The sequence below is a fragment of the Rhizobium sp. NRK18 genome (genome assembly GCF_024385575.1).
GTDB lineage: Bacteria > Pseudomonadota > Alphaproteobacteria > Rhizobiales > Rhizobiaceae > JANFMV01.
The window spans coordinates 3,763,835-3,787,600 of sequence record NZ_JANFMV010000001.1 but is presented as its reverse complement, the minus strand read 5'-3'; the positions used below and the strand labels follow the sequence as shown (position 1 = coordinate 3,787,600).

General features: G+C 61.5%; 26 protein-coding genes. 20 read left to right on the top strand and 6 right to left on the bottom strand.

Going from position 1 to position 23,766, the window contains the following annotated elements; translation table 11 throughout:
* Positions 1–4: 4 nt before the first annotated feature.
* From NN662_RS17985 to deoA, 6 genes are read left to right on the top strand one after another with little or no spacing between them, the layout of a single operon-like run.
* Entirely contained in the window at positions 5–1,108 is a 1,104-nt protein-coding gene (locus NN662_RS17985) for an ABC transporter permease (protein ID WP_261931585.1), read from the top strand.
* Positions 1,109–1,117: 9 nt separating this feature from the next.
* Entirely contained in the window at positions 1,118–2,089 is a 972-nt protein-coding gene (locus NN662_RS17980; protein WP_261931584.1) for an ABC transporter permease, read from the top strand.
* 3 nt (positions 2,090–2,092) lie between these two features.
* Positions 2,093–2,485 carry a cytidine deaminase gene (locus tag NN662_RS17975; protein WP_261931583.1) on the top strand — a complete coding sequence of 131 codons (393 nt, stop codon included), beginning with the start codon at positions 2,093–2,095 and terminating at the stop codon, positions 2,483–2,485.
* Complete coding sequence (locus NN662_RS17970) at positions 2,482–3,297, top strand: purine-nucleoside phosphorylase (RefSeq protein ID WP_261931582.1); 816 nt, start codon at positions 2,482–2,484, stop codon at positions 3,295–3,297. The genes NN662_RS17975 and NN662_RS17970 overlap by 4 nt, the downstream gene beginning before the upstream one ends.
* Positions 3,284–4,063, top strand: a complete 780-nt coding sequence (gene deoC, locus NN662_RS17965; RefSeq protein ID WP_261932021.1) for a deoxyribose-phosphate aldolase — start codon at positions 3,284–3,286, stop codon at positions 4,061–4,063. The genes NN662_RS17970 and deoC overlap by 14 nt, the downstream gene beginning before the upstream one ends.
* Position 4,064: 1 nt before the next feature.
* Positions 4,065–5,372, top strand: coding sequence for a thymidine phosphorylase (gene deoA, locus NN662_RS17960; protein WP_261931581.1), 1,308 nt, complete (start codon positions 4,065–4,067; stop codon positions 5,370–5,372).
* Here the strand turns inward: deoA and NN662_RS17955 are convergent, their stop codons facing one another.
* The 4 genes from NN662_RS17955 to NN662_RS17940 all read right to left on the bottom strand — a co-directional run bounded on the left by NN662_RS17955 (position 5,373) and on the right by NN662_RS17940 (position 8,568).
* Positions 5,373–5,894, bottom strand: coding sequence for a TIGR02281 family clan AA aspartic protease (locus NN662_RS17955; RefSeq protein ID WP_261931580.1), 522 nt, complete (start codon positions 5,892–5,894; stop codon positions 5,373–5,375). It lies immediately after the preceding gene.
* 123 nt (positions 5,895–6,017) lie between these two features.
* Positions 6,018–6,647 carry a uracil phosphoribosyltransferase gene (gene upp, locus NN662_RS17950; RefSeq protein ID WP_261931579.1) on the bottom strand — a complete coding sequence of 210 codons (630 nt, stop codon included), beginning with the start codon at positions 6,645–6,647 and terminating at the stop codon, positions 6,018–6,020.
* A 111-nt stretch (positions 6,648–6,758) separates the two neighbouring features.
* Positions 6,759–7,979: a phosphopentomutase gene (locus tag NN662_RS17945; RefSeq protein ID WP_261932020.1), complete on the bottom strand. Its 1,221-nt coding sequence runs from the start codon at positions 7,977–7,979 to the stop codon at positions 6,759–6,761.
* Between the two features lie 190 nt (positions 7,980–8,169).
* Positions 8,170–8,568 carry a pilus assembly protein N-terminal domain-containing protein gene (locus NN662_RS17940; RefSeq protein ID WP_261931578.1) on the bottom strand — a complete coding sequence of 133 codons (399 nt, stop codon included), beginning with the start codon at positions 8,566–8,568 and terminating at the stop codon, positions 8,170–8,172.
* A gap of 403 nt (positions 8,569–8,971) precedes the next feature.
* On the opposite strand from NN662_RS17940, the gene NN662_RS17935 reads away from it, so the two are divergent.
* The 10 genes from NN662_RS17935 to NN662_RS17890 all read left to right on the top strand — a co-directional run bounded on the left by NN662_RS17935 (position 8,972) and on the right by NN662_RS17890 (position 19,074).
* Positions 8,972–9,145 (top strand): Flp family type IVb pilin, encoded by a 174-nt coding sequence (locus NN662_RS17935; RefSeq protein WP_261931577.1) that lies wholly within the window; start codon positions 8,972–8,974, stop codon positions 9,143–9,145.
* Between the two features lie 178 nt (positions 9,146–9,323).
* Positions 9,324–9,833, top strand: a complete 510-nt coding sequence (locus NN662_RS17930; protein WP_261931576.1) for a prepilin peptidase — start codon at positions 9,324–9,326, stop codon at positions 9,831–9,833.
* A gap of 133 nt (positions 9,834–9,966) precedes the next feature.
* Positions 9,967–10,782: a Flp pilus assembly protein CpaB gene (cpaB, locus tag NN662_RS17925; protein ID WP_261931575.1), complete on the top strand. Its 816-nt coding sequence runs from the start codon at positions 9,967–9,969 to the stop codon at positions 10,780–10,782.
* Positions 10,783–10,795: 13 nt separating this feature from the next.
* On the top strand, positions 10,796–12,334 hold the full coding sequence (locus NN662_RS17920; protein ID WP_410010947.1) for a type II and III secretion system protein family protein: 1,539 nt from the start codon (positions 10,796–10,798) through the stop codon (positions 12,332–12,334).
* Positions 12,335–12,347: 13 nt separating this feature from the next.
* Positions 12,348–13,079, top strand: coding sequence for a CpaD family pilus assembly protein (locus tag NN662_RS17915; protein ID WP_261931573.1), 732 nt, complete (start codon positions 12,348–12,350; stop codon positions 13,077–13,079).
* A 31-nt stretch (positions 13,080–13,110) separates the two neighbouring features.
* On the top strand, positions 13,111–14,400 hold the full coding sequence (locus tag NN662_RS17910) for a CpaE family protein (RefSeq protein ID WP_261931572.1): 1,290 nt from the start codon (positions 13,111–13,113) through the stop codon (positions 14,398–14,400).
* Positions 14,401–14,432: 32 nt separating this feature from the next.
* On the top strand, positions 14,433–15,962 hold the full coding sequence (locus tag NN662_RS17905) for a CpaF family protein (RefSeq protein WP_261931571.1): 1,530 nt from the start codon (positions 14,433–14,435) through the stop codon (positions 15,960–15,962).
* Positions 15,963–15,983: 21 nt separating this feature from the next.
* Positions 15,984–16,991, top strand: coding sequence for a type II secretion system F family protein (locus tag NN662_RS17900; RefSeq protein WP_261931570.1), 1,008 nt, complete (start codon positions 15,984–15,986; stop codon positions 16,989–16,991).
* A gap of 12 nt (positions 16,992–17,003) precedes the next feature.
* Positions 17,004–17,999: a type II secretion system F family protein gene (locus NN662_RS17895; RefSeq protein ID WP_261931569.1), complete on the top strand. Its 996-nt coding sequence runs from the start codon at positions 17,004–17,006 to the stop codon at positions 17,997–17,999.
* Between the two features lie 271 nt (positions 18,000–18,270).
* Positions 18,271–19,074 (top strand): hypothetical protein, encoded by an 804-nt coding sequence (locus tag NN662_RS17890; protein ID WP_261931568.1) that lies wholly within the window; start codon positions 18,271–18,273, stop codon positions 19,072–19,074.
* A 145-nt stretch (positions 19,075–19,219) separates the two neighbouring features.
* Here the strand turns inward: NN662_RS17890 and NN662_RS17885 are convergent, their stop codons facing one another.
* Positions 19,220–20,017: a tetratricopeptide repeat protein gene (locus tag NN662_RS17885; protein WP_261932019.1), complete on the bottom strand. Its 798-nt coding sequence runs from the start codon at positions 20,015–20,017 to the stop codon at positions 19,220–19,222.
* 140 nt (positions 20,018–20,157) lie between these two features.
* Here NN662_RS17885 and NN662_RS17880 point away from each other — a divergent pair, with 140 nt between their 5' ends.
* From NN662_RS17880 to NN662_RS17865, 4 genes are all read left to right on the top strand, one after another.
* The gene (locus NN662_RS17880; protein ID WP_261931567.1) at positions 20,158–21,546 is read left to right on the top strand and encodes a leucyl aminopeptidase family protein; all 1,389 of its coding nucleotides are present in this window, start codon (positions 20,158–20,160) and stop codon (positions 21,544–21,546) included.
* Between the two features lie 67 nt (positions 21,547–21,613).
* Positions 21,614–21,961, top strand: coding sequence for a MarR family transcriptional regulator (locus NN662_RS17875; protein WP_261931566.1), 348 nt, complete (start codon positions 21,614–21,616; stop codon positions 21,959–21,961).
* Between the two features lie 15 nt (positions 21,962–21,976).
* Positions 21,977–22,822: an NlpC/P60 family protein gene (locus NN662_RS17870; RefSeq protein ID WP_261931565.1), complete on the top strand. Its 846-nt coding sequence runs from the start codon at positions 21,977–21,979 to the stop codon at positions 22,820–22,822.
* A gap of 71 nt (positions 22,823–22,893) precedes the next feature.
* Positions 22,894–23,226: a hypothetical protein gene (locus tag NN662_RS17865; RefSeq protein WP_261931564.1), complete on the top strand. Its 333-nt coding sequence runs from the start codon at positions 22,894–22,896 to the stop codon at positions 23,224–23,226.
* A gap of 5 nt (positions 23,227–23,231) precedes the next feature.
* On the opposite strand, the gene NN662_RS17860 is transcribed toward NN662_RS17865, so the two are convergent.
* On the bottom strand, positions 23,232–23,663 hold the full coding sequence (locus tag NN662_RS17860) for an Lrp/AsnC family transcriptional regulator (protein WP_261931563.1): 432 nt from the start codon (positions 23,661–23,663) through the stop codon (positions 23,232–23,234).
* Positions 23,664–23,766: the final 103 nt, after the last annotated feature.

Below are 23,766 nucleotides of genomic sequence, written 5' to 3'. Positions count from 1 at the left end.
ATACATGAGCACGGCATCCGTACCGCTACCCAACTGGATCAATTACGGTCTCATCCCGCTGATCAATCTCTGTGCCGCCTTCATCGTTTCGGGCTTCGTCGTCTGGATGATCGGCGAAAGCCCGATCGAGGCGCTGACGCTCCTCTTGCAGGGCGCCCTGGGACGGGGTGAGGGCATCGGTTTCACCCTCTATTATGCAACGAGCTTCATCTTCACCGGTCTGTCTGTCGCCGTCGCCATCCATGCGGGCCTGTTCAACATCGGTTCCGAAGGTCAGGCCTATATCGGCGGCCTAGGTGCTGCGATCGCCGCCCTGTCGCTCGATCATTACGTGCCGTGGTACGTCACCATGCCGTTCGCCGTCATCCTGTCGGCGATCTTCGGTGCCGCCTGGGCCTTCCTGCCCGCCCTGATGCAGGCAAAGCGCGGCAGCCATATCGTCATCACCACGATCATGTTCAACTTCATCGGCGCCAGCCTGATGAACTACCTGCTCGTGCGCGTGCTGATCGTGCCGGGCAAGATGGCGCCGGAAACGCGCACCTTCCTGGAAGGCGGACAATTGCCGAAGCTCGACTGGCTGATCGCCATGTTCGGCTCCAAGCTCGGCGCCGCGCCGCTGAATTTCTCGTTCCTCGTCGCGCTGTTCATGTGTCTGGTCGTCTGGCTCTTGATCTGGCGCACGAAGCTCGGCTACGAGATCCGCACCCTCGGCTTCTCGCCGTCTGCGGCCTCCTATGGCGGCATTCCCTATGTCCGCACCGTCATCATCACCATGCTGATCTCCGGCGGTCTTGCCGGCATGATGGCGCTCAATCCGGTGATGGGGGCATCCGCCCGCCTGCAGCTGGAATTCGTCGGCGGTGCGGGCTTCGTCGGCATTGCCGTGTCGCTGATGGGGCGCAACCATCCGCTCGGCATCATCTTCGCGGCGGTGCTGTTCGGCGTGCTCTACCAGGGCGGCGCGGAACTCTCCTTCGACATGCCGGCGATTACCCGCGAGATGATCCTGGTCATCCAGGGTCTCGTCATCCTGTTCGCCGGGGCGCTGGAATACATGTTCCGGCCGGCGATCGTTCGCGTCTACCAGAAATTCGTAACCGTGTGAGGTGAGGGGATGGAATACATCGATATTTTCATCAGTATTCTCGGCTCGACGATCCGTCTGTCGATCCCGCTGATCTTCACCGCGCTGGCCGGGCTGTTTTCGGAGCGTTCCGGCATTTTCGACATCGGCCTGGAAGGCAAGATGCTGGCGGCCGCCTTCGCTTCGGCCAGCGTCGCCTATGTCACCGGATCCGCCTGGCTCGGCCTCGGCGGCGGTATCCTGGTGTCGATCCTGTTTTCCCTGATCCACGGCTTTGCCTCGATCACCAACCGCGGCAACCAGATCGTCTCCGGCGTGGCGCTGAACTTCCTGGCGGCCGGTCTGACCGTCGTGCTGGGCAGCGCCTGGTTCCAGCAGGGCGGCCGCACACCGTCATTGCCGGCCGGCGCGCGCTTTACCGAGATCGTCTTTCCCGGCGCCGATGCCGCCCGCAGCATGGGCTATCTGGGCAAGTTCTATGCGAATGTCATTTCCGGTCAGAACATCCTGACTTACATGGCCTTTGCCGCAGTGCCGCTCTCCTGGTGGGTCCTCTACCGCACCCGCTTCGGCCTGCGTCTGCGCGCCGTCGGCGAAAATCCGGGTGCGGTCGATACGGCCGGCATTTCGGTGACCTGGCTGCGCTACCGCGCCCTCATCTGCGCGGGCTTCCTCTGCGGATTCGCAGGCACCTATCTTTCGACCGCCCAGTCGGCGGCCTTCATCAAGGACATGTCGGCCGGCAAGGGCTACATCGCGCTTGCCGCCCTGATCTTCGCCAAGTGGAAGCCGGTGCCCGTCATGCTCGCCTGCCTTCTGTTCGGCTTCCTCGATGCCTTCGCCAATTTCATGCAGGGCAAGACGGTGTTCGGCATCGGCGAAATCCCCGTGCAGATCTTCCAGGCGCTGCCCTACATCCTGACCTGCGTGCTTCTGGCCGGCTTCATCGGCGTCGCGCGTCCGCCGAAGGCCGGCGGCGTGCCCTATACCAAGGAGCGCTAAGCCATGACCGACGAGCTTTTCAAGGCCGCGAAGGACGCGATGGCATTTGCCTATGCGCCCTATTCCAAGTTCCCCGTCGGCGCCGCGATCCGCGGCGAGGACGGCAAGGTCTACAAGGGCGCCAATATCGAGAACCTCGCCTTCCCGCAGGGCTGGTGCGCCGAATGCACGGCGATCGGCCAGATGATCATGGGCGGCGCGAAGAAGATCGTCGAGATCGCCGTGATCGCCGAGAAGCTGCCACTTTGCCCGCCCTGCGGCGGCTGCCGGCAGAAGATCGCCGAGTTCGCCACCAGAGACACCTGCATCTATCTCTGCGATGAAGTCGGCGTGCAAAAGACCCTGACGATCGACGAACTGCTGCCCTTCGCCTTCGAGACCGAGGTCATCGGATGAAGGAGGTCATCGACCTTCTCGTTGACAGGCTGAACGGGCTCCTGCCGAAATACGGCATCGTGCTTGGATCCGGTCTGGGCCATCTGGCCGATGAACTGCGGGATGCGGTCCGCGTCCCCTATGCGGAGCTCGAGGGTTTTCCGCATGGCGGCGTCTCCGGTCATGCCGGCGAACTTGTCGCCGGCTATATGGGAAAGACCCCGGTCGTCATGCTGTCGGGCCGGGTACACTATTACGAGCAGGGTGAGGCTGCGGCGATGCGGCTGCCGATCGCCGTGCTGGAGGGGCTGGGCGTCAACACGCTGATCCTCACCAATTCCGCCGGTTCGCTGAAGGATGAGATGCCTCCGGGCTCGGTGATGCTGATCACCGACCACATCAACTATTCGGGCATGAATCCGCTGATCGGCGAGCGCAGCGACCGCCGCTTCGTCGGCATGACGAACGCCTATGATGCAGCCCTTGTCGAGCGGATGCGTGCTGCAGCGATCAAGGCCAACGTCAACCTGGCAAGTGGCGTCTACATGTGGTTCTCCGGCCCGAGCTTCGAGACGCCGGCAGAGATCCGCATGGCCCGGATACTGGGTGCGGACGCTGTCGGCATGTCGACGGTTCCCGAAGTCATCCTGGCGCGCTATTATGGAATGAAGGTTGCCGCCGCTTCCGTCATTACCAATTTTGCCGCCGGCATGACCGGGGCAGAACTCAGTCACGAAGAAACAAAAGACATGGCCCCCGTTGGTGGAAGGCGTCTTGCGGCAATCCTGAGGGAGATGATTGCCGGAGGAGACCTTCATGATGGATCGCCATGATCTGCGCGAGACGGCGGCCTTAGCCTTGTCCTTACTGGATCTCACCAACCTGCGTGCCGATTGCAGCGAGGACGATGTCATCGAGCTCTGCGCGCGGGCACAGACCGGCTACGGCAATGCGGCGGCAATCTGCATCCTGCCGCGCTACGTGTCGCTGGCGCGCTCCATCCTCGGACCGTCGCACGGTGTGAAGATCGCCACTGTGGTCAATTTCCCCGATGGCGAAAGCACCCGCCTCGCCGTGGCGGAGGAGACACGTGCGGTTCTCGATGCCGGAGCGGATGAAGTCGATCTGGTCATTCCCTACCGCGCCCTGATGGCGGGCGACGAGCAGGCGGTCACGGCAATGGTTGCCGCCGTCAGGGCCATCTGTGGCGGGGATGCGGTGCTGAAGACCATTCTGGAGACCGGCATTCTGAGCGATCCGCACCTCATCCATCGGGCGGCGGAACTGACGATCGATTCGGGCACGGACTTCATCAAGACATCGACCGGCCGCGCCGGCGTGCACGCCACGCAGGAGGCCGTCGACATCATCCTGCAAGCGATCCGCGACAGTGGCCGCAAGGTCGGCATCAAGCCGTCCGGCGGCATGCGGTCCGTGGAAAATTCCGGCCTCTATCTCGGCCTGGCGCAGACGGTGATGGGCGAGGACTGGGTGATGCCCTCCACCTTCCGCTTCGGCGCGACCATTCTTCTCGACGACATCCTGTCGGTTCTCTCGGGCCGGCGCTTTGAAGACTTAAGCATGCAGGCGAACCATTAGAATGCTCCCACAGGAAACCATCCGCCAGAAACGCGACGGTGAGGAATTGTCCGCCGCCGCGATCGGCGAATTCATCGCCGGCATGACGGCCGGCACGATCACCGAAGGTCAGGCCGCCGCCTTTGCCATGGCCGTCTATTTCAAGGGCATGAGCCGCGCCGAGACGGTGGCTCTGACGCTCGCCATGCGCGACAGCGGCGATGTGCTCGACTGGAGCGATGCCGGCCGGCCGATTGTCGACAAGCACTCGACAGGCGGCGTCGGCGACAATGTGTCGCTCATGCTGGCGCCCATTCTTGCGGCCTGCGGGGCCGCCGTGCCGATGATCTCGGGTAGGGGGCTGGGACACACCGGCGGCACGCTCGACAAGCTCGAATCCATTCCCGGCTATCAAATTCGTCCGGACGGGCGGCGGCTTCGCGACACCGTCCGCAATGTCGGCTGCGCCATCATTGGCCCGACCGGTGATCTGGCGCCGGCCGACCGCATTCTTTACGGCATCCGCGACGTGACGGCGACGGTCGATTCCATGCCGCTGATCTGCGCATCCATCCTGTCGAAGAAACTGGCCGCCGGCCTCGAAACGCTGGTCCTCGACGTCAAGTTCGGCAGCGGCGCCTTCATGACGTCGATCGCGGAAGCCGAGGAGTTGGCCCGCATCCTCGCGGGCGTCGCCAATGACGCGGGTGTCAGGACATCGGCATTGATCACCGATATGAACGAACCGCTCGCCGATGCGGCCGGCAATGCGCTCGAAATCGCCAACTGCATCGCTTTCCTGAAGGGTGAGAAGAAGGGAACGCGCCTCGAAGCGATTGTCTTTGCGCTTGCCGGCCAGATGCTGATGCAGTCTGGGATCGCGTCAGGTCCGACAGAGGCCGAAACAATGGCCCGCACGGTGCTTGAAAATGGCCAGGCGGCAGAGACGTTTGCGCGCATGGTCAGCGCGCTGGGCGGTCCCGCCGATCTTCTGGAGAGGTCTTCGGCCTATCTGCCGGAAGCGGCCGTCATTCTCCCGGTCCCGGCATCGGCGGATGGCTTTCTCTCGGCCTGCAATGCGCGGGAGGTGGGTCTCGCCGTGATCGAATTGGGCGGCGGCCGTCGCAAGCCGTCCGACGCCATCGACCATTCTGTTGGTTTCAGCCGGCTGATGCCGCTCGAAACGTCGGTGAGGGTGGGTGATCCGATCGCCTTCGTCCATGCCCGGACTGCATCCGACGCAGAGAAGGCGTGTGCGGCCTTGAACGCAAGCTATCGGATTTCTGCTGATCCGCCGGAAGACAGACCTGTGGTTACTGGCCTCGTCTGATCACTGCACGAGCTGCAAGACGCCATCCTTGACGGCATAGGACTGCAGCTTCTTCATGAAGCTCATGCCGACGAGCATGCCGGAGAGAGCCTTGTCCTCGAGAACCATGGCCTCGACATCGCGCACCCGGACATTGCCGATCTGCACCTCTTTGAGCATGACGCTCGCGGCACGAGCCTGACCGTTGGCCGTCCCGACCGTGTATTTGTAGTCAATGTCGCTGCCGGCGATGCCGACCCGTCGTGCCGTCGTCTCGTTGATGGCGACGCTGCTGGCGCCTGTGTCGATCATGCCGTCGACGGGGCGGCCGTTTATCAGGACCCGTGCAAAGAAATGTCCGGACTGGCCCGCGCTTATCTCCGTCCGGCCGCTGTGCCCATAGGAGGCCGGCGTTGCAGTCGTCTTCGCGGCTGCAGTAGTCTTTTCCGGCGGCTGCTGCCCCGTCAGCGATGTCATAAGCGACGGCACCTGAAGGGCTGCGACGCCGGCGATGGCGGCAATGACGATGCTGCGGACGATCATGGCGGACCTCTGCGTTTGAAATCGCACGATCGTTAGGCTGCAGCGTCTGACGATTGGTTAATGCAGACGCAAACGGAGCCGCTAGGGCCCCGTTTCCACGCTTCCTGGTTAAGGAAAGTTAAACTATTTGGTTCCGTACATCCGGTCGCCGGCATCACCAAGACCCGGAACGATATAGCCCTTTTCGTTCAGATGGCTGTCGATCGAGGCGGTGTAGACCGGAACGTCGGGATGTGCCTCGGTGAAGTTCTTCACGCCTTCGGGGGCGGCGAGCAGGCACAGGAAACGGATGTTCTTCGCTCCGCGCTCCTTCAGCTTGTCGACGGCAGCAATCGAGGAGTTGCCGGTTGCAAGCATCGGGTCAACGACGATGATCAGGCGCGACGAGATGTCCTCCGGTGCCTTGAAGTAGTATTCCACCGGCTTCAGCGTCTCGTGGTCGCGATAGACACCGATATGCGAGACGCGTGCGGAGGGGACGAGTTCCAGCATGCCTTCCAGAAGGCCGTTGCCGGCGCGCAGGATGGAGGCGAAGACCAGCTTCTTGCCTTCCAGCACCGGCGCCTGCATCTCCGTCATGGGTGTCTCGATCGTCTCCATGGTCAGTTCGAGGTCGCGGGTCACCTCGTAGCAGAGCAGCGTCGAAATCTCCCGGAGCAGCCGTCGGAAGCTGGCGGTCGAGGTTTCCTTGCGGCGCATGATGGTGAGCTTGTGCTGCACGAGCGGGTGATCGATAACGGTAACGCCGTCCATGGGTGGGCCTTCTTTTCTGATTATCCGAAACTTTTTTCCACGGAATCGACGCGCGCCGCAAGAGACGACGCGGCGTTTTGCCCGGTTTCTTTGGCCTAGCGCCTGCCTGCTTCAGAGAAAGCTTCGGCCGTAGCGCCCTGCGGGCAGGCCGAGATGGCGCGCCACGGTTTCGCCGATATCCGCGTATGTGTTGCGGATGCCGATCGATCGGGTCTGGATGTTCGGCCCGACGGCGATGACCGGAACGCGTTCCCGCGTGTGGTCCGTTCCGCGCCAGGTGGGGTCACAGCCGTGGTCCGCCGTCAGCAGGACGAGGTCGCCCGGCCGCAGGCGGCGGAAGACGTCCGGCATCTGCCGGTCGAACACCTCCAGGGCGGCTGCGTAACCGGCCACATCGCGACGATGGCCGTACAGCATGTCGAAATCGACGAAGTTGGTGAAGGTGAGGCTGCCGTCCGGCGCGTTCTCCATCAGGTCGAGGCTCGCCGACATCAGCGCCCCATTGCCGTCGGCCTTGATCTTGGCGGTAACACCGCGGGCCGCAAAGATGTCGCTGACCTTGCCGACGGCAATCACCTCGCGGCCGGCCTTGGCGGCGCGGTCGAGCAACGTCGGCTCCGGCGGCGGCACGGAAAAGTCGCGGCGATTGCCGGTGCGGGTGAAAGTGGAGGCGTCTTCGCCGATGAACGGACGGGCGATCACGCGGCCGATGTTCAGCGGATCGAGCAGCTGTCGAACGATCTGCGACAGGTGATACAGGCGATCCAGTCCGAAATGTACCTCATGGGCGGCAATCTGGAAGACGGAGTCGGTCGACGTGTAGCAGATCGGCTTGCCTGTCCGGATATGCTCTTCACCAAGACGGGCGATAATGTCGGTACCCGATGCATGGCAATTGCCGAGAATACCCGCGACACCGGCATGCTGACAGATTGCCTCGATGAGCTCGGCGGGGAAGGACTGCGTCTTGTCGGGAAAATAGCCCCAGTCGAACTTGACCGGCAGTCCGGCGATTTCCCAATGGCCCGACGGCGTGTCCTTGCCGCGCGACACCTCGTTCGCCGCGCCGAAGAGGCCGAAGACCCTGTCAGGGATCTCCATGCCGGCCGGAAAGCGGCCGCAGGCCATCTCCGCAATGTGCATCAGGCCGAGAGCGGAAAGGTTGGGCAGGCGCAGCGGGCCGCTTCTCAGACCTTTACGGTCGGCCGCGCCGGCGGCACAGGCCTCGGCGATATGGCCAAGCGTGTTTGCTCCGGAATCTCCATAGATGCGCGCATCGGGTGCCCCGCCAACGCCGAAGGAATCCAGAACGTAAAGGAATGCTCGTGCCATCATGTCCTCGCCTGCCACGGAAGTCCGTCTCGGGCTTTGCCTTAAACGGAACATTCGGGCGCATCGGTATCGCTCCGACCCGTCATATCATGCAATTGGCAGAGATGACGGCTGAAGCCGCCCCTCATTAAAGCAATTCCGGTGGGTAAGGAAAGTGGGGACGTGTCACGCCCTGGGCGTTGACCGGCCGCTACTTGGTGGTGCCGGTCTCGGCGTGGGTTTCGCAGTTCGGCGTGCAGGACAGAACGGTGCGGTCCGTCTGCCGGAAAACGCGGACGGTATTGTCTTCGTCGATGGAGACAAGAATGCGTTCGTCAAAGATCGCATTGCCATCGGCGTCGAGCAGGACGAGGTTCGTCGTGCCGAATGCGTGGCCGGTCAGAACGATCGTCTTGGAATCGGCGACCGTCGCATCCGCCACGTCGGAATTGCCGACGATGACCTTGCTGACGGGGCGATCAAGCTTCAAAACCCGCGCCTGGTTCATATAGACCGTCAGCATGGCATCGCCATCGCTGGCCGACGCGGCACCGACGCCGCAGAGGGCAAACGTCAAGGCAAGGCAGGACTTTATGAAATGGCCACGCATGACGGCACGATCCCCGGAAGATGACGAGCTTCGAATGACAAAAATGCTAACGCGACAATGGCGCGGAATGGTGAATGAACGGTTAAACGCTTCCATTTGGAGCAGCTCGCTCCCGAGACGAGCGCCAGCCGCGAGAATTGCGGTCAGGATTTTACCGAAGATTGTAGCTTGGCCAAATTGCTGGTGACGCGTGGTGACAAGGCGTCCGGAGCTTCCGGTCTATAATTTAAAAATGAAGCAGAGCGGTTCGCAACTTGTTTACCATAGGAATGATGTCTCGATATTTACGAACTGGTAACTATTTTTTTTAAGTCGATTGCAACAGGGCTTGGCTAGTGTTTGCTCATCCGAACAACGGCAACAGTTGGCGGAAGTGCTGAACAAGTGGACGAAGGAGATCACCATGACCAAGCTTTTTGCACGCTTTATGAAGGACGAGTCCGGTGCGACCGCCATCGAATACGGCCTTATCGCCGCTCTCATCTCTGTCGCAATCATCACCGGCGCCTCGACGCTCGGTAACAGCCTCAGCAACCAGTTCACCAACATCGCTGGCAAGCTGAATTATTCCGGCTGATTGGGAGCCCGGCGGAAGCAAACAAAGTAACCGCCGCTTTCATAAGATACACCGACAGACCGCTCTCAGCGATGGGAGCGGTCTTCGTGTAACCGCAATGCCCTTATTCGGTGGCCGAAGTTCGAGTTTCTTAACGGTTAGCGGCTAGACTGAAACTGTTCGAGCAGAGGAGGACAGGATGATCACAGCTGCAATTTTCGTTGTATTTCCGCTGTGCCTGGCAATCGCGGCCTTCTCGGATCTTTTCACGATGACCATTCCGAACAGGGCGTCAGCGATCTTGCTTGCAACGTTCCTCCTGATGGCTGTGGCCATGGGTCTCCCGTGGCAGCAGATTGGCTTGCACTATGCCGCCGGTCTTGCCGTGTTCTCGGTTTGCTTTGCCCTCTTTGCCTTGAATGTGATGGGTGGCGGTGACGCGAAGCTGCTGACCGCGGCTGCCGTCTGGTTCGGGCTTACACCGTCGCTCGTCGAGTTCCTGATCTACGTCTGCTATGTCGGAGGCGCGGTGACGCTCACGATCCTTGTTTTGCGCAGCCAGGCAAATGCCATCATGGCATTGGGCATCAACCTGCCGTCCTCTATCCTGCACGCGAAAAAGATCCCTTATGGAATTGCGATCGGAATCGGAGGGTTTCTCGCCTATCCGTCCTCGCCTCTGATGGTTCTCGTCACTCAGGTGCATTGACCTGCGAGTTGCCCTGAAACCCCTTGCGACAAGCTTTCGTTAACCAAGTCTGTCCGTATCTCATTAACCATAATTACACCTTTTGCTGATCATTCTTGGAGGAAAGCAATTCGCGATTCCTCAAGGGACGATCATGAAACCTGCCCGCATCATCATATTGACAGTCGCCGTGGTTGCCGCAGGCTTGGCAGGGCTTCTCGTCGTGAACATGGTGGGCCGTCCGCCCGTTATCGTTCAGCAGGCTGAATCTCTCGTCCAGAAGGAGCCGACGGTCGATGTTCTCGTCACGAAGGAGAACATGCCGGTCGGCAGTCGCCTCAATGCCGATAATGTCGAATGGATGCCCTGGCCGCAGGGGAGCGTTGCCGAGGGGCTGATCACCAAGGCGAAGAGCCCTGACGCCGTCACGGCATTGGCTGGATCCGTCGTCCGGCTGCCGCTGTTTACCGGTGAGCCGATCCGTCCGGAGAAGATCGCTGATTCCAACAGCCGGATCCTGTCGTCGCTGCTGCCGGCCGGCAAGCGCGCCATCGCGACCGATATTACCGTGTCGACCGGCGCCGGCGGCTTCATTCTCCCGAATGACCGGGTCGACGTCATCATGGTCCGCCGTGACGACAACCGCAATTTCCAGACGCGGACGATCCTGAGCAACGTTCGCGTCCTGGCGATCGACCAGCAGATCCAGGAGCAGGAGGACGGCTCGAAGGCTGTCGTCGGCTCGACAGCGACGCTCGAACTGACACCGGATCAGGCCAAGGTGATCGCGGTTGCGCAGCAGATGGCTGATCGTCTGACGCTGGCATTGCGCTCCGTCGCCGACGCCGGAGAGGAAGACACGTCGATCCCCAAGGGCATTCTGAACTCAGGCACGGGCGCCGACAGCATAACGGTGATCAAGTCCGGTGAGCTAGCAACCAGCAGCACGACCGCTGCCCAGTCGCAATAAGGGAGTGAGGACCTTGAACATGTTGAAAAAATCGGTCCGCGCCCTCCTTGCCGGCAGCCTGTCTTTATCCTTGACCCTTCCGGGCGTCACCATTGGTGTGACCACCGTTCTTGTGGCTCCGGAAGCGGCGTACGCTTCGTCGAACGTGATCAAGATCGGCCGATACGGTCCGGGAGCGACACAGCGCGTAAAGCTCGGGTTGAACAAGGCCGTTGTGGTCGACCTGCCGACCGATGCCCATGACATTCTCGTGTCCGATCCTGAAATGGCTGACGCAGTGACCCGCACGTCCCGCCGCATCTATCTTTTCGGCAAGACCGTTGGCCAGACGAACGTGTTCATCTTCGGACCGAATGGCGAGGAGATCACCACCCTCGAAATCGAGATCGAGCGTGACATTACCGGGCTGGAACAGAACCTCTCCCGGTTCATCCCTGACTCCGACATCAAGGTGGAGATCGTCTCGGACAACATCGTTCTGACAGGGACCGTACGCACGCCGCAGGATGCGCTGCAGGCCGAAAAACTGGCCGAAGCCTTCCTCAAGGGCGGTGAGGCGACCACCCGCAGTTCGTCGGCCGCGAGCAGCGCCCAGGGCGGTGACGTCGCCATCTATGAGGAAGACCGTCAGACCTCTCAGATCGTCAACCTGTTGAAGATCGAGGGAGAGGACCAGGTAACCCTGAAGGTCACCGTTGCCGAAGTCACCCGTTCGGTGATGAAGCAGCTCGGCTTTTCCGGCGCGCTCAGCGGCGCCAATGCTGCAATCCAGTATATGAATCCGACCAACCTTGGCTCATCCATCAATTGGGCCGCGAATGCCGCGGTGACCGGTTCGGTCGCAGGCACGGACGTCGGCGCCTATATCAATGCCATGGAGCGCGCCGGCGTCATGCGCACCTTGGCAGAGCCAAGCCTTACGGCGATCTCCGGTGAGGACGCGAAGTTCTATGTCGGCGGTGAGTTCCGTCTGGCGTCCGGCCAGGAAATCGCTGAAGACGGCAAGGTGACCCGCGAGAACACGACGACGGAATACGGCATTGAGCTGAATTTCACGCCCGTCGTGCTGTCACCCGGTCGCATCAGCCTGAAAATCGAGACGAATGTCTCTGAGCCCACTTTTGAAGATTCCTTCGTGACCGGGGCAACAATGAGAACGCCCGGCGTCACCTATCTCGGTATCCGCAAGCGCGAGGCATCGACTACAGTCGAACTGCCGTCCGGCGGCTCCATCGTCATTGCCGGGCTTGTCCGCGACGATATCCGCCAGGCCATGTCCGGCCTGCCGGGAATGTCCCGCATCCCGATCCTCGGCACGCTGTTCCGCAGCAAGGACTTTACCCGCAACGAGACGGAACTCGTCATCATCGCCACGCCGTATCTGGTGCGCCCGGTTGCCCGCAACGCGCTGGCAAAGCCGGATGACAACTTCAATCCGGCCAGCGATCAGGCGACCTTCTTCCTCAACCGCGTCAACAAGGTCTACGGACGTGAGGAGGACACCGTTCAGCCGGGTCAGTTCCACGGCACCGTCGGCTTCATCTACAAGTAGGCGGAGAGCGGCAATGACGAAATATTCCACATCAATCCGCCAGGACGCAGAGGCCGAAACCATGGTTCACAAGCCATCCGCTTATCGCTTTTCGCGCCTTCTCGTCGCCAGCTCGATGATGGCGATCGCCGGGCTCGCCACCTCCTGTGGCTCCATGGGGGACCGCATACAAACGGGCTCCATCCCGGATGACTACCGCACTCGCCATCCGATCGCCCTTGCCGACGTCCCGCACACGCTCGACCTGGCGATTGGCACCGGCGACAAGGCGCTTCCCATCGGATCAAGGGATGTGTTGAAGGGATTTGCGGCCAATTTCATCTCCAGCGGTGGTGGCACGATCCAGGTTGCGCTGCCGCAGGGCGCGATCAACAGTGCGACCGCCACCCATTTGTCGAAGGACATCCGCCGGCAACTGATGACCGCCGGAGTAAGTGCACCGCAAATCGTCACCACGGTCTATGACGCGAGCTCCTACGAGGGCGCGGCCCCCGTGCACCTGACCTACAATGCTGTGACTGCCGTGACCAACACCTGCGGCCAGTGGCCGAAGGACCTCATGGCCGACTCCATGGCGAACAGGAATTGGTACAACTTCGGTTGCGCAAGCCAGAACAATCTCGCAGCGCAGATCGCGAACCCGATGGACCTTGTTGCCCCACGCGGAATGACGCCGATCGACGCAGCCCGCAGAACGACCGTCATAGGCAATTATCGTGATGGATCCAGCACCGCATCCGAATGATCAGGCATTGGATTGAAAGTCAGGAAAGACGATGAACGCGATTGACTACGAAATTGGATCGGCGGGACCGGAAGACGACGGTGAGCCGGATCAGCGTGTCCTGGGGGACATGGAGCAGATTCGTCCGCTGCCGCGCATCTCCATCCATGCTTTCTGCGAGACCGACGCCGTCAGCCGGGTGATGGACCGCATGGCCGAGGATCGGCGCATGTCGAAGGTCAGCCTGCGGATCAATGGCGGTGGCATCGCTGCTGCCGCCCGGATGTTTTCGCAGATCCCGACGCCCAACCTGATCATCGTCGAGACGACTGCCAGCCCGCATAACCTCCTCGATGAACTGAGCCCGCTCGCCGAAGTCTGTGATCCGGCGACCAAGGTCATCGTCATCGGCCACCACAATGACATCAATCTCTATCGTGAGCTGATCCGGAACGGCATTTCCGAATATCTGGTCGCTCCGGTGTCGATGGCCGACGTCCTGAGAACGGTGTCGGGCATTTTCGTCGACCCGCAGGCGGAGCCGCTCGGCCGCAGCATCGCCTTCATCGGGGCGAAGGGCGGCGTCGGGTCGTCTACGATCGCGCACAATTGCGCCTTCATGATTTCCCACCTGTTCGACAGCGAAACTGTCCTTGCCGATCTTGACCTGCCCTACGGCACGGCCAACATCGATTTCGACCAGGATCCCGCGCAGGGCATTGCCGAAGCCGTATTCACGCCGGAAAGGCTGGACGAGGTGTTTCTCGACCGCCTGCTGAACAAGTGCTCCGACAAACTGTCCTTGCTGGCGGCGCCGTCGCTGCTCGACCGGGCCTACGACTTTTCCGGAGATGCGTTCCTGCCGCTGTTGGAAATTCTCCAGCGCACGGCGCCGGTGACCGTGCTGGATGTGCCGCATGTGTGGACGGACTGGGCGCGCTCGGTCCTGTCGTCTGCCGACGAGGTCGTCATCACCGCGATGCCCGATCTCGCCAATCTGCGCAACACCAAGAACCTGCTCGACGCCCTGAAGAAACTGCGCCCACACGACAAGGCGCCGCATCTGATCCTCAATCAGGTGGGAATGGTCAAGCGACCGGAAATTGCGCCGGCCGACTTCTGCGAACCGCTCGAAATGGAGGCCGCAGCGATCATCCCGCTCAACGTCCAGCTGTTTGGCGATGCAGCGAACAGTGGCCGGATGATCTCCGAAATCGATGGCAAGTCGCCAGTCGCGGAAACCTTCTCGCAGATTGCCCACCTCGTGACCGGCCGGGCGACCATCAAGAAGGAAAAGAAGGGCGGCCTCGGCAAGGTTCTGGGAATGCTCGGCAGAAAATAGACGGTTGAGAAGAACAGCGACAGGATTGAGTAATGTTTGGCAAGCGAGGAAATGAGGGATTTGGCAAGGCGGGTACCGGCATCGGTACGATCGCCCGGCCATCCGTTCCCGAAAAGGCCGCGGTTCCCCCCTCCGTCGCTCCGCCGCCCTCTGCCGCAGCACCGCAAACGCCGCCTGCCGAAAGCCCTGCACCTGCACCGGCGAGGCCTGGCGTGCTGGACGCCGGCCCGATCGCAGAGCGCGGCAAGATCGCGCCGCCGCCTCTTCAGCGAAAGAAGACAGCCCGCAACGAAGATTACTACGATACCAAGTCGCAGGTCTTCTCGGCGCTGATCGACACCATCGACTTGTCGCAGCTCGCCAAGCTCGACAGCGAAAGCGCACGCGAGGAAATTCGCGATATCGTCAACGATATCATCACGATCAAGAATTTCGCGATGTCGATTTCCGAGCAGGAAGAACTGCTCGAGGATATCTGCAACGACGTGCTTGGCTACGGTCCGCTGGAGCCGCTGCTGGCCCGTGACGACATCGCCGACATCATGGTCAATGGCGCCGGCCAGACCTTCATCGAAGTCGGTGGCAAGACGATCGAGTCGGAAATCCGCTTCCGCGACAATGCGCAGCTGCTGTCCGTCTGCCAGCGTATCGTCAGCCAGGTCGGCCGCCGCGTCGACGAATCGAGCCCTATCTGCGACGCCCGCTTGCCCGACGGTTCGCGTGTCAACGTCATCGCCCCGCCGCTGGCAATCGACGGCCCGGCGCTCACCATTCGTAAGTTCAAGAAAGACAAGCTCAATCTCGACCAGCTGGTGAAATTCGGTGCCATCACCCAGGAAGGTGCCGTGCTGCTCCAGATCATCGGCCGGGTGCGCTGCAACGTCGTCATTTCCGGTGGTACGGGCTCGGGTAAGACGACTCTTCTGAACTGCCTCACCGCCTACATCGACACCGACGAACGCGTCATCACCTGCGAGGATACGGCCGAACTGCAGCTGCAGCAGCCGCATGTCGTCCGTCTCGAAACGCGCCCGCCGAACATCGAAGGCGAAGGCGAGATCACCATGCGCGATCTGGTCAAGAACTGCCTGCGTATGCGGCCCGAACGCATCATCGTCGGCGAAGTGCGCGGCCCGGAGGTGTTCGACCTCCTCCAGGCGATGAACACCGGTCACGACGGCTCCATGGGGACGATTCACGCCAATACCCCGCGCGAATGCCTCAGCCGTATGGAATCGATGATCGCCATGGGCGGTTTCAGCCTGCCGGCGAAAACAGTGCGCGAAATCATTTCCGGCTCCGTCGATGTCATCATCCAGGCCGCGCGCCTGCGCGACGGCTCACGCCGCATCACGCACATCACCGAAGTGGTCGGCATGGAAGGCGACGTCATCGTGACGCAGGACCTGATGGTCTACGATATGGAAGGCGAAGACGCCAACGGACGCATCATCGGCCGGCACAAGTCGACCGGCATCGGCAAGCCGAACTTCTGGGATAGAGCCCGTTACTACAATGAGGAACGGCGTCTGGCGGCAGCGCTCGACGCCATGGCGCAGTGATGAACGCAGGTTGGGACGCCGATGTTCGGGATTGATATCAATCTGATTGCCATCATCGTTCTGGCGGCCATTGCCGCCGGGGGTGTGTCATACGGCATTCTCTTCGGCTCGATCGAAAAGCAGAAGAAGACGGAATCCCGGGTCAGCAAGATCAAGGCCGCCGAGACCGACGGTGCCAAGGTAAAGGCCGCGCGCGATCGCGTTCAGGAAATGTCGAAACGGCGCAAGTCCGTCCAGGACACGCTGAAGGAGATGGAAAAGAAGCAGCAGGAAAAGAGCAAGAAGTCGCTGAGCATCGAGGCGAAGCTCAAGCAGGCGTCGATTCCCATCTCTCTGAGGCAGTTCTATACCTACAGCGCCGCCGCTGCCGCCTTTGTTTTCTTCGCAGGGTTCGTGGCCGGCTTGCCGATCCTTGTCGTTCTGGGAGCGGCCTTCGTCGTCGGTGCTGGCATTCCGCGCTGGTTTGTCGGCTTTCTGATCAAGCGGCGACAGAAGAAGTTTCTCAGCGAGTTTCCGTCAGCACTCGACATCATGGTGCGCTCCATCCGCTCCGGCCTGCCGCTGAACGATGCGCTTCGCCTGATCGCCGTCGAAGGCCAGGAGCCGGTGAAGACCGAATTTCGCCGCGTCATTGAATCGCAACAGGTCGGCATGAACATTCCCGAAGCCTGCGCGCGCATGAGCAACACGATGCCGCTGCAGGAAGTGAATTTCTTCGCGATCGTTATCGCCATTCAGTCCCAGGCGGGCGGCAACCTGTCCGAAGCGCTGGCCAATCTGTCGCGCGTCCTGCGTGACAGAAAGAAGATGAAGGCCAAGGTCAATGCGCTGTCGATGGAAGCGAAGGCCTCGGCGGTCATCATCGGCATCCTGCCGTTTGCCGTGGCGATTCTAGTCTATCTGACGTCACCGGGCTACATCTCCGTTCTCTTCACCGATTCCCGCGGTCACTTGATCCTGATGGCGAGCGGTGTGTGGATGAGCATCGGCATCCTTGTCATGCGCAACATGATCAACTTCGACATATAGGGGGCCGGGGCAATGACAGCAGATCTCGCATCCAGGCTCACAGATCCCTCCACTCTGGTGGCGCTGCTCGTCGCCATTACCGTGTTTGGAACCTTCTATTCGCTGGTCATGCCCTATTTCGAAAAGGGTGATCTCGAAAAGCGCATGAAGGCAGTGTCCACCGAGCGCGACCAGATCCGGGCACGCGAGCGTGCGCGTATGAATCAAGACAGCTCCGGTCAGGCGCGGCGCGCCTCCATTCGAACGGAAAACAACAAGTCGGTTCGCAGCATCGTCGAGAAGTTCAACCTCAGGGAAGCGCTCGTTGACGAAAACACGATGAACAAGCTTCGTGCCGCCGGCTTCCGCTCCCAGAACGCCCTGAACACCTTCCTCGTCGCGCGCTTCCTGCTGCCCTTCGTCTTCTTCGTTCTCGCACTTCTCTGGGTTTTCGGTCTCGGCAACCTGCCGGACAAACCGTTTGCAATCCGTTTTCTGGTGACGATCTTCGTTGCCTATGCGGGCTTCTATGCGCCCAATCTCTACGTCAGCAACCGCATGGGCAAGCGCCAAAAGTCCATCCGCCTTGCCTGGCCGGATGCGCTCGACCTGCTGCTGATCTGCGTCGAATCCGGTATCTCCATGGAAATGGCCATGCGCCGCGTGGCCGAGGAAGTCGCCGAGCAATCACCCGAACTCGCCGAGGAAATGGTTCTGACGACCGCCGAGCTCTCCTTCCTCCAGGATCGCCGTCAGGCGCTGGAAAACCTCGCCAATCGCACGCAGCTTCCGGGTGTGCGTGGCGCCACCCAGGCGTTGATCCAGGCGGAACGCTACGGTACGCCGATCGCCCAGGCCCTGCGCGTACTGGCGCAGGAGGGCCGCGACGAGCGCATGAACGAAGCCGAAAAGAAGGCGGCCGCTCTGCCGCCGAAGCTCACCGTGCCGATGATCCTGTTCTTCCTGCCGGTCCTCATCGCCGTCATCCTGGGGCCGGCCGGGATCACCGTATCCGACAAGTTCCATTGATGTCGCTGCCTGCCGCCATTTGATTGCAGCCCCGCGACGCTCGACATGAATATCGTGACGCGTTTGTCCTGTTGTCGGGCTGCAACATCGCTGCAATCATTAATAGATCCTTGCGGCGTAAACTAGAATGACGAGAACTTCCCTGCTAGCCTTTTGCAAAAGGGGAGTAGAGAGTATGTTTTTTCGAGTTTCTTTGCAGGCTGGCACAGCATCGGCTGTCATCGCTGCATTGGCTGTGAGTGTGTCATCTGCGTTTGCAGCAGATATTTACGTGCCTGCCGACGCGCCTTCGTCATTCGCTCCGCCGGCGGCCCAAAAGCCTGCCGTCGACGGCATCAACGGCAGCCTCAGCGCGCTTGGTGGCGGCGGCGACAGCGACGGCATTTTTGGTCTCGTCGGCAAGTTGTCGATCCCGGTCGGCCATGCCTTCGGGACCCAGTTCGACGGCGGCGTGTTCAGCAATGACGGGCATACCTACTTCTCGGTCGCCAACCACACCTTCTGGCGTGATCCGGACGTCGGCCTTGCAGGCGTGTATGGCTCGTTTTCGCATTATGACGCCGCCGGCGGCCTGAATGGCGGCCGCGTCGGTGCGGAAGGCGAGGCCTATCTTGGACGGTTTACCATCCGCGGCGTGGCAGGTGTCGAATTCAGCAATGGCGACAGCTCCACCAGCGGTTCCACGCTGACGTCCTATGACGATGGCACCCGCTTCTTCGACATGGTCGATGTCGCCTTTTATCCGACCGACAATATCAGCGTCTATGCCGGCCACCGCTACACGGGCGGCAACCACGCGCTGGCGCTCGGCACCGAAGTTCTCTTCCAGAACGGCAGCGGCACGGCGTTCTCCGCTTTCGCGGAAGGCCGCATCGGCGAGAGCGACCACCAGTCCGCCTGGGTCGGCGTCAGGGCCTATTTCGGCCAGTCCGACAAGTCGCTGATCCGGCGCAATCGTGAGGACGATCCGAATACCTGGGAACCGGACACGCTGTTCGGAATATCGAATTCGCTCGGTCAGACGCCGGTTGACAAAAAGCCGCCGCCGCTGCCGCCGCCGCCGTCGCCGACCTAACTTGATCGCAAGAGTTGGTCGTGCTCAATGCATTCATGCGTGTAGCAGCACGTGTACGATGATCTGGATGTAACGAAGCGGCGGGGCGAGTGTCGCTGAATACAACTATCCCGCAGCGTCACTGCCGGGAGGGGAAATGTGTTCGTCACCCGTTCTTGGCGAGCTTCTTCCACGTGCCCTGCTGGTTCAACATCTGCTTGAGATAGGCGACGTTGGCATCGGCCTGTTCCTTGGTCAATTCCCGCTGGGCGATGTTGATCGCCTCGTCGAAGCGTCCCTGAAGGCCGACGACGAGTGCGAGATTCTGGCGGACGCGGCTGTCGGCTGCCGGCTGGGCGATCGCCGTGCGCAGATAGGATTCGGCAGTCTTGAGATCTCCGGTCAGGAGATAGGACATGCCGAGATTGGAGAGCACCGACGGTTCGTTCGGGACGATGTCGAGGGCATTGCGATAGCGCTCGCGTGCCTCGTCTGGCCGGCCGAGCTGGTCGAGCACGGCGCCCTCGGCGGAAAACAGCTTCCAGTCCGGCCGATCCGGCGTCTGGGCGCGCTGGATCGAGGCCAGCGCCTGGTCGAACTGTCCCGCGGCCGCCTGAGTCTTGCCATAGGCGGCAAGCACGCTGGAATTCTTCGGATTGGCGATCGCCACGCGCTGCATGACGGCGAGCGCCTGGTCGTTCTTGCCGGACATCAGCAACAGGTTTGCATAGGTGATGCCGACCTGCGGATTGGTCGGGGCCTTGTCATAGGCCCTGCCGGCCTGGTCTGCCGCCACGTTGAGTTCGGCGGAATCCATCTGCTCGATCGGCTTGGAAAATTTCGGGATGGAGCCGGTGGTCATCTGGCTCGGCTTGGTCGCGCAGCCGCTTGCCGATGCGGTCGCAATCGCCAGACACACGCCAACAAGAAGGCGGGTTTTCGCGGAAGCCAAATGTACCGGCATGCTCATACAATGCCCCTGTTTCTTCGTGCCCGGGCCGCAATCTTTACCTCGACGCGGCGTCATTCTCGCTCCAGCAATATTCTGTTAACCCTAATAGTCCGTTAACATCGTGATTCATTCCAGGCATTTCGCAGGTCCCCATGGCTCCTTTCCAGCACATCAACCGCAAGTCCCCGTATCTTGAAGAGGGCGGCGCGACGCTGCCGATCTTCGCTGTCACGCCCGCCCAGATCGAGGCCGGCTCCATCGATCCCGTCGCGCTCGACTGGGCCAGGAAGGCGGGCTTCAAGGCCGAAGCCGGCGCGACGCTACCGGTGCCCGGCGAAGACGGACATCTTGGCGGCGCCCTGTTCGGCCTTGGCAGCACACCGGAGGCCCAGCCCTTCCTCACAGGCAAGCTGCCCAGAGCGCTGCCGGCCGGCAACTGGCATCTGGAGACGGCGCCGATCAACGTGGATTGGCTGTGCCTCGGCTTCGGTCTCGGCGCCTACAGTTTCGATCTCTACAAGGCGCCGTCCTCCGAAAAGGCGCGCATGGCCATGCCGCAGGATGCCGATGCGGTGGAAATCGCCCGCCAGCTGGCCGCCGTCTATCTCGTGCGTGACATGGTCAACACGCCGACCAACGACATGGGGCCCGATGAGCTGGAATCCGTGTTTCTCGCTCTCGCAAAGCATTATGGCGCTGAAACCGAGGTCATTCGCGGCGATGATCTCATCAAGCGGAATTTCCCGCTGATCCACACTGTCGGCCGCGCCAGCACGTCGGAGCCCCGCTTGCTCGACATGCGCTGGGGACGCAAGGGCGCGCCGCGCCTCACATTGGTCGGCAAGGGCGTCTGCTTCGATACCGGCGGCCTCGATATCAAGCCGGCATCCTCCATGCTTCTGATGAAGAAGGATATGGGCGGCGCGGCCAACGTTCTCGGTCTGGCGCTCCTGATCATGGATGCCGGTCTCGACATCGATCTGCGGGTGCTGGTGCCTGCAGTGGAAAACTCCATAGCCGGCAATGCGTTTCGTCCGAGCGACATCTACATCAGCCGCAAGGGGCTGACGGTGCAGATCGACAACACCGATGCCGAAGGCCGCCTCATCCTGGCCGACGCACTCGCCTATGCCGACGAGGAAAAGCCGGACCTGATCATCGACATGGCGACGCTAACCGGCGCCGCCCGCGTCGCGCTCGGACCGGACGTACCGCCGTTCTTTACCGACGACGAGGCGCTCGCCGCCTCGCTTGCCAAGGCAAGCGGTGAGGTGTTCGATCCGATCTGGCGCATGCCGCTGTTCGCTGGTTACGAGCAGATGGTGAATGCCAGGATCGCGGATCTGACAAACGCGCCGTCCGGCGGCATGGCGGGATCCATCACGGCGGCATTGTTCCTGAAGCGCTTCGTCACTCAGACCCCGCGCTGGGCGCATTTCGATATCTTCGCCTGGTCGCAGGCCGACAAGCCGCATGCGCCGATGGGCGGCGAGGCGCAGGCGATCCGGGCCATTTACCATGTGTTGAAGGCGGGGCTCTGACGGACCTTGTCCCGCATCCCGGTTTGGCGGTAAATAGAACGGTAGCGTAACGGTTCTGGAGAACCCCGTGCCCGTCGAATTGACCGCCAGCCAGGCGCTGGGCCTCATGCATGGATTGACCCTGGAGCAGGTGCGGCTTGAAAATCCGGACCTGACGCTCCGCCAGATGGCGATCCTCCTGCATGTCTACCTGGTGCCGCCGCCGCATACGGTACGCGGGCTGGCGGCGACGCTGAACGTCAGCAAGCCAGTCATCACCCGGGCGCTGGATACCATGGGCGCCATGAAGCTGGTCGACCGGGTGCGGGACGAGCGCGACCGGCGAAACGTCATCATCAAGCGCACCGTTGCCGGCGCGCTCTATCTCGAAAAGCTCGGCGATCTGATCATAGATCAGGCTCACAAGCTGGACTGACCAAAGGGAACCGCGATGCTCGACCGACGTCTTCATGCCTTCCGGCCCGATCTCGCAGACATCCGCCTCAAGGGCGAGGTCGAGGCCGAGCGCTATGTCGAAGGGGAGGCGGCCGTCATCACGGCGCCGGTCGTCGACGTCCGTCCGAAGCCGGACCTTTCGGTCGGGATCGATACCCAGTTCCTTCTGGGCGAGCCGGTCACAGTGTTCGAGACGGCCAACGGCTGGGCCTGGGTGCAGTCGGCGGTCGATGCCTATGTCGGCTATGTTCCGGCCGATGCCGTGGCAACCGATCACCCGGCAGCAACACATGTGGTCAGCGTGCCGCGCACCTTCCTCTATCCGGGTCCCGATCTGCGCTTCCCGATTTCCGCGTCACTGTCGATGGGAAGCCGTCTTGCAGTGGTTGGCGAGGCCGAAACCCGCAACACCCGCTACCTCTTGCTCGCCGACGGGACGGCCGTCATCGCCGCGCATTGCCGTCCGGTAGCAGACATCCTCGACGACGATCCGGTGGCGATCGCCGGCCTTTTCCTGCAGACACCGTATCTCTGGGGCGGACGCAGCGGCCACGGGATCGATTGCTCGGCGCTGGTTCAGCTTTCCATGCAGATGAGCGGACGCAATGCGCCGCGTGACAGCGACATGCAGGCTGCCTTCGGCAGCGCGATCACCCGCAACGATCTGAGACGCGGCGATCTCGTCTTCTGGACGGGCCATGTCGGCTTCATGGAAGATAGCGACAGCCTGCTGCATGCAAACGGCCACACGATGCAGGTGACACGCGAGCCCCTGTCCGAGGCAATCGCGCGCATTGAGCCGCTTTATGGCCTGCCGACATCCTACCGACGCTTTTATTGATTGATCCTTTGCGGCGGCACTGCCGCCGCCCTATATTGACGGTGTCCGCCGAGGAAGGCCGAGGAACGACGTTGAAAATCGCCATTGCCATCTCTGGAGCGATCCTGTTTGCGGCCGCGTCTCATTCGTTCGCCGGCGAACTCGATTTCTCCAAGCTGAAGGGCCAGTACCCCTACAAGGATCTGCCCGGCGTGGAGACGTTCGGCACCGACACGGACGCAAGCGCCAAATTCCGGTGCGAGACGGCGACGCGCCAGTTCCGCTTCCATCGCGATGATGACGATGACGGCAGCTTGCTGCCGAACAACAGGTCACTGCCGAAGCTGGTCTATCGTTGCAGCAACGGCGTCTATTCCGTCGAGAGCACCCGCACCCCTTATCCTTCGACGAAACGCACCGACTGACGTCTTCAGCGTTCGATCCTGGTCGACAGGATGATCGAGGAAAGCGTCCGCTCGACGCCCTCTATTTCGCCGATCGCGTCGATGATGTGATCAAGCGCGCTGATGGATGTGGACGCGACGATGGCAATCAGGTCGAAGCTGCCGCTGACCGAATGCAGTGCCTTGACCTCGCCGATGGCGGAGAGATCCGCCGTTACCCGGCCGAGCGATTTCGGAGCGATCGTGATCAGCACATGGGCCTTCACCAATCCGCTTTCATAGGCAGATGAGAGCCGCACCCCGTAGCCGGCGATGACGCCGTCGCGCTCGAGCTTCTCGATGCGTGCCTGCACGGTGGTGCGCGACAGGCCGAGCCGGCGGGCAATGGTCGCCACCGGCATGCGCGCATTCTCGCCGAGAAGATCCAGCAGAGCACGGTCCTTGTCCATGGTCATCATTTTGATCAAATCCATTGGCTATATGATCAATCATATAAGGCGATATCGTCACATGGAAGCTGCAAATCGACCGAAATTCGGGCCATGCTGATGAAAACATGTC

Coding starts and splice junctions, on each gene's coding strand:
- NN662_RS17985 (WP_261931585.1), top strand. CDS start 5: ATGAGCACGGCATCCGTACCGCTACCCAACTGGATCAATTACGGTCTC.
- NN662_RS17980 (WP_261931584.1), top strand. CDS start 1,118: ATGGAATACATCGATATTTTCATCAGTATTCTCGGCTCGACGATCCGT.
- NN662_RS17975 (WP_261931583.1), top strand. CDS start 2,093: ATGACCGACGAGCTTTTCAAGGCCGCGAAGGACGCGATGGCATTTGCC.
- NN662_RS17970 (WP_261931582.1), top strand. CDS start 2,482: ATGAAGGAGGTCATCGACCTTCTCGTTGACAGGCTGAACGGGCTCCTG.
- deoC (WP_261932021.1), top strand. CDS start 3,284: ATGGATCGCCATGATCTGCGCGAGACGGCGGCCTTAGCCTTGTCCTTA.
- deoA (WP_261931581.1), top strand. CDS start 4,065: ATGCTCCCACAGGAAACCATCCGCCAGAAACGCGACGGTGAGGAATTG.
- NN662_RS17955 (WP_261931580.1), bottom strand. CDS start 5,894: ATGATCGTCCGCAGCATCGTCATTGCCGCCATCGCCGGCGTCGCAGCC.
- upp (WP_261931579.1), bottom strand. CDS start 6,647: ATGGACGGCGTTACCGTTATCGATCACCCGCTCGTGCAGCACAAGCTC.
- NN662_RS17945 (WP_261932020.1), bottom strand. CDS start 7,979: ATGGCACGAGCATTCCTTTACGTTCTGGATTCCTTCGGCGTTGGCGGG.
- NN662_RS17940 (WP_261931578.1), bottom strand. CDS start 8,568: ATGCGTGGCCATTTCATAAAGTCCTGCCTTGCCTTGACGTTTGCCCTC.
- NN662_RS17935 (WP_261931577.1), top strand. CDS start 8,972: ATGACCAAGCTTTTTGCACGCTTTATGAAGGACGAGTCCGGTGCGACC.
- NN662_RS17930 (WP_261931576.1), top strand. CDS start 9,324: ATGATCACAGCTGCAATTTTCGTTGTATTTCCGCTGTGCCTGGCAATC.
- cpaB (WP_261931575.1), top strand. CDS start 9,967: ATGAAACCTGCCCGCATCATCATATTGACAGTCGCCGTGGTTGCCGCA.
- NN662_RS17915 (WP_261931573.1), top strand. CDS start 12,348: ATGACGAAATATTCCACATCAATCCGCCAGGACGCAGAGGCCGAAACC.
- NN662_RS17910 (WP_261931572.1), top strand. CDS start 13,111: ATGAACGCGATTGACTACGAAATTGGATCGGCGGGACCGGAAGACGAC.
- NN662_RS17905 (WP_261931571.1), top strand. CDS start 14,433: ATGTTTGGCAAGCGAGGAAATGAGGGATTTGGCAAGGCGGGTACCGGC.
- NN662_RS17900 (WP_261931570.1), top strand. CDS start 15,984: ATGTTCGGGATTGATATCAATCTGATTGCCATCATCGTTCTGGCGGCC.
- NN662_RS17895 (WP_261931569.1), top strand. CDS start 17,004: ATGACAGCAGATCTCGCATCCAGGCTCACAGATCCCTCCACTCTGGTG.
- NN662_RS17885 (WP_261932019.1), bottom strand. CDS start 20,017: ATGCCGGTACATTTGGCTTCCGCGAAAACCCGCCTTCTTGTTGGCGTG.
- NN662_RS17880 (WP_261931567.1), top strand. CDS start 20,158: ATGGCTCCTTTCCAGCACATCAACCGCAAGTCCCCGTATCTTGAAGAG.
- NN662_RS17870 (WP_261931565.1), top strand. CDS start 21,977: ATGCTCGACCGACGTCTTCATGCCTTCCGGCCCGATCTCGCAGACATC.
- NN662_RS17860 (WP_261931563.1), bottom strand. CDS start 23,663: ATGATGACCATGGACAAGGACCGTGCTCTGCTGGATCTTCTCGGCGAG.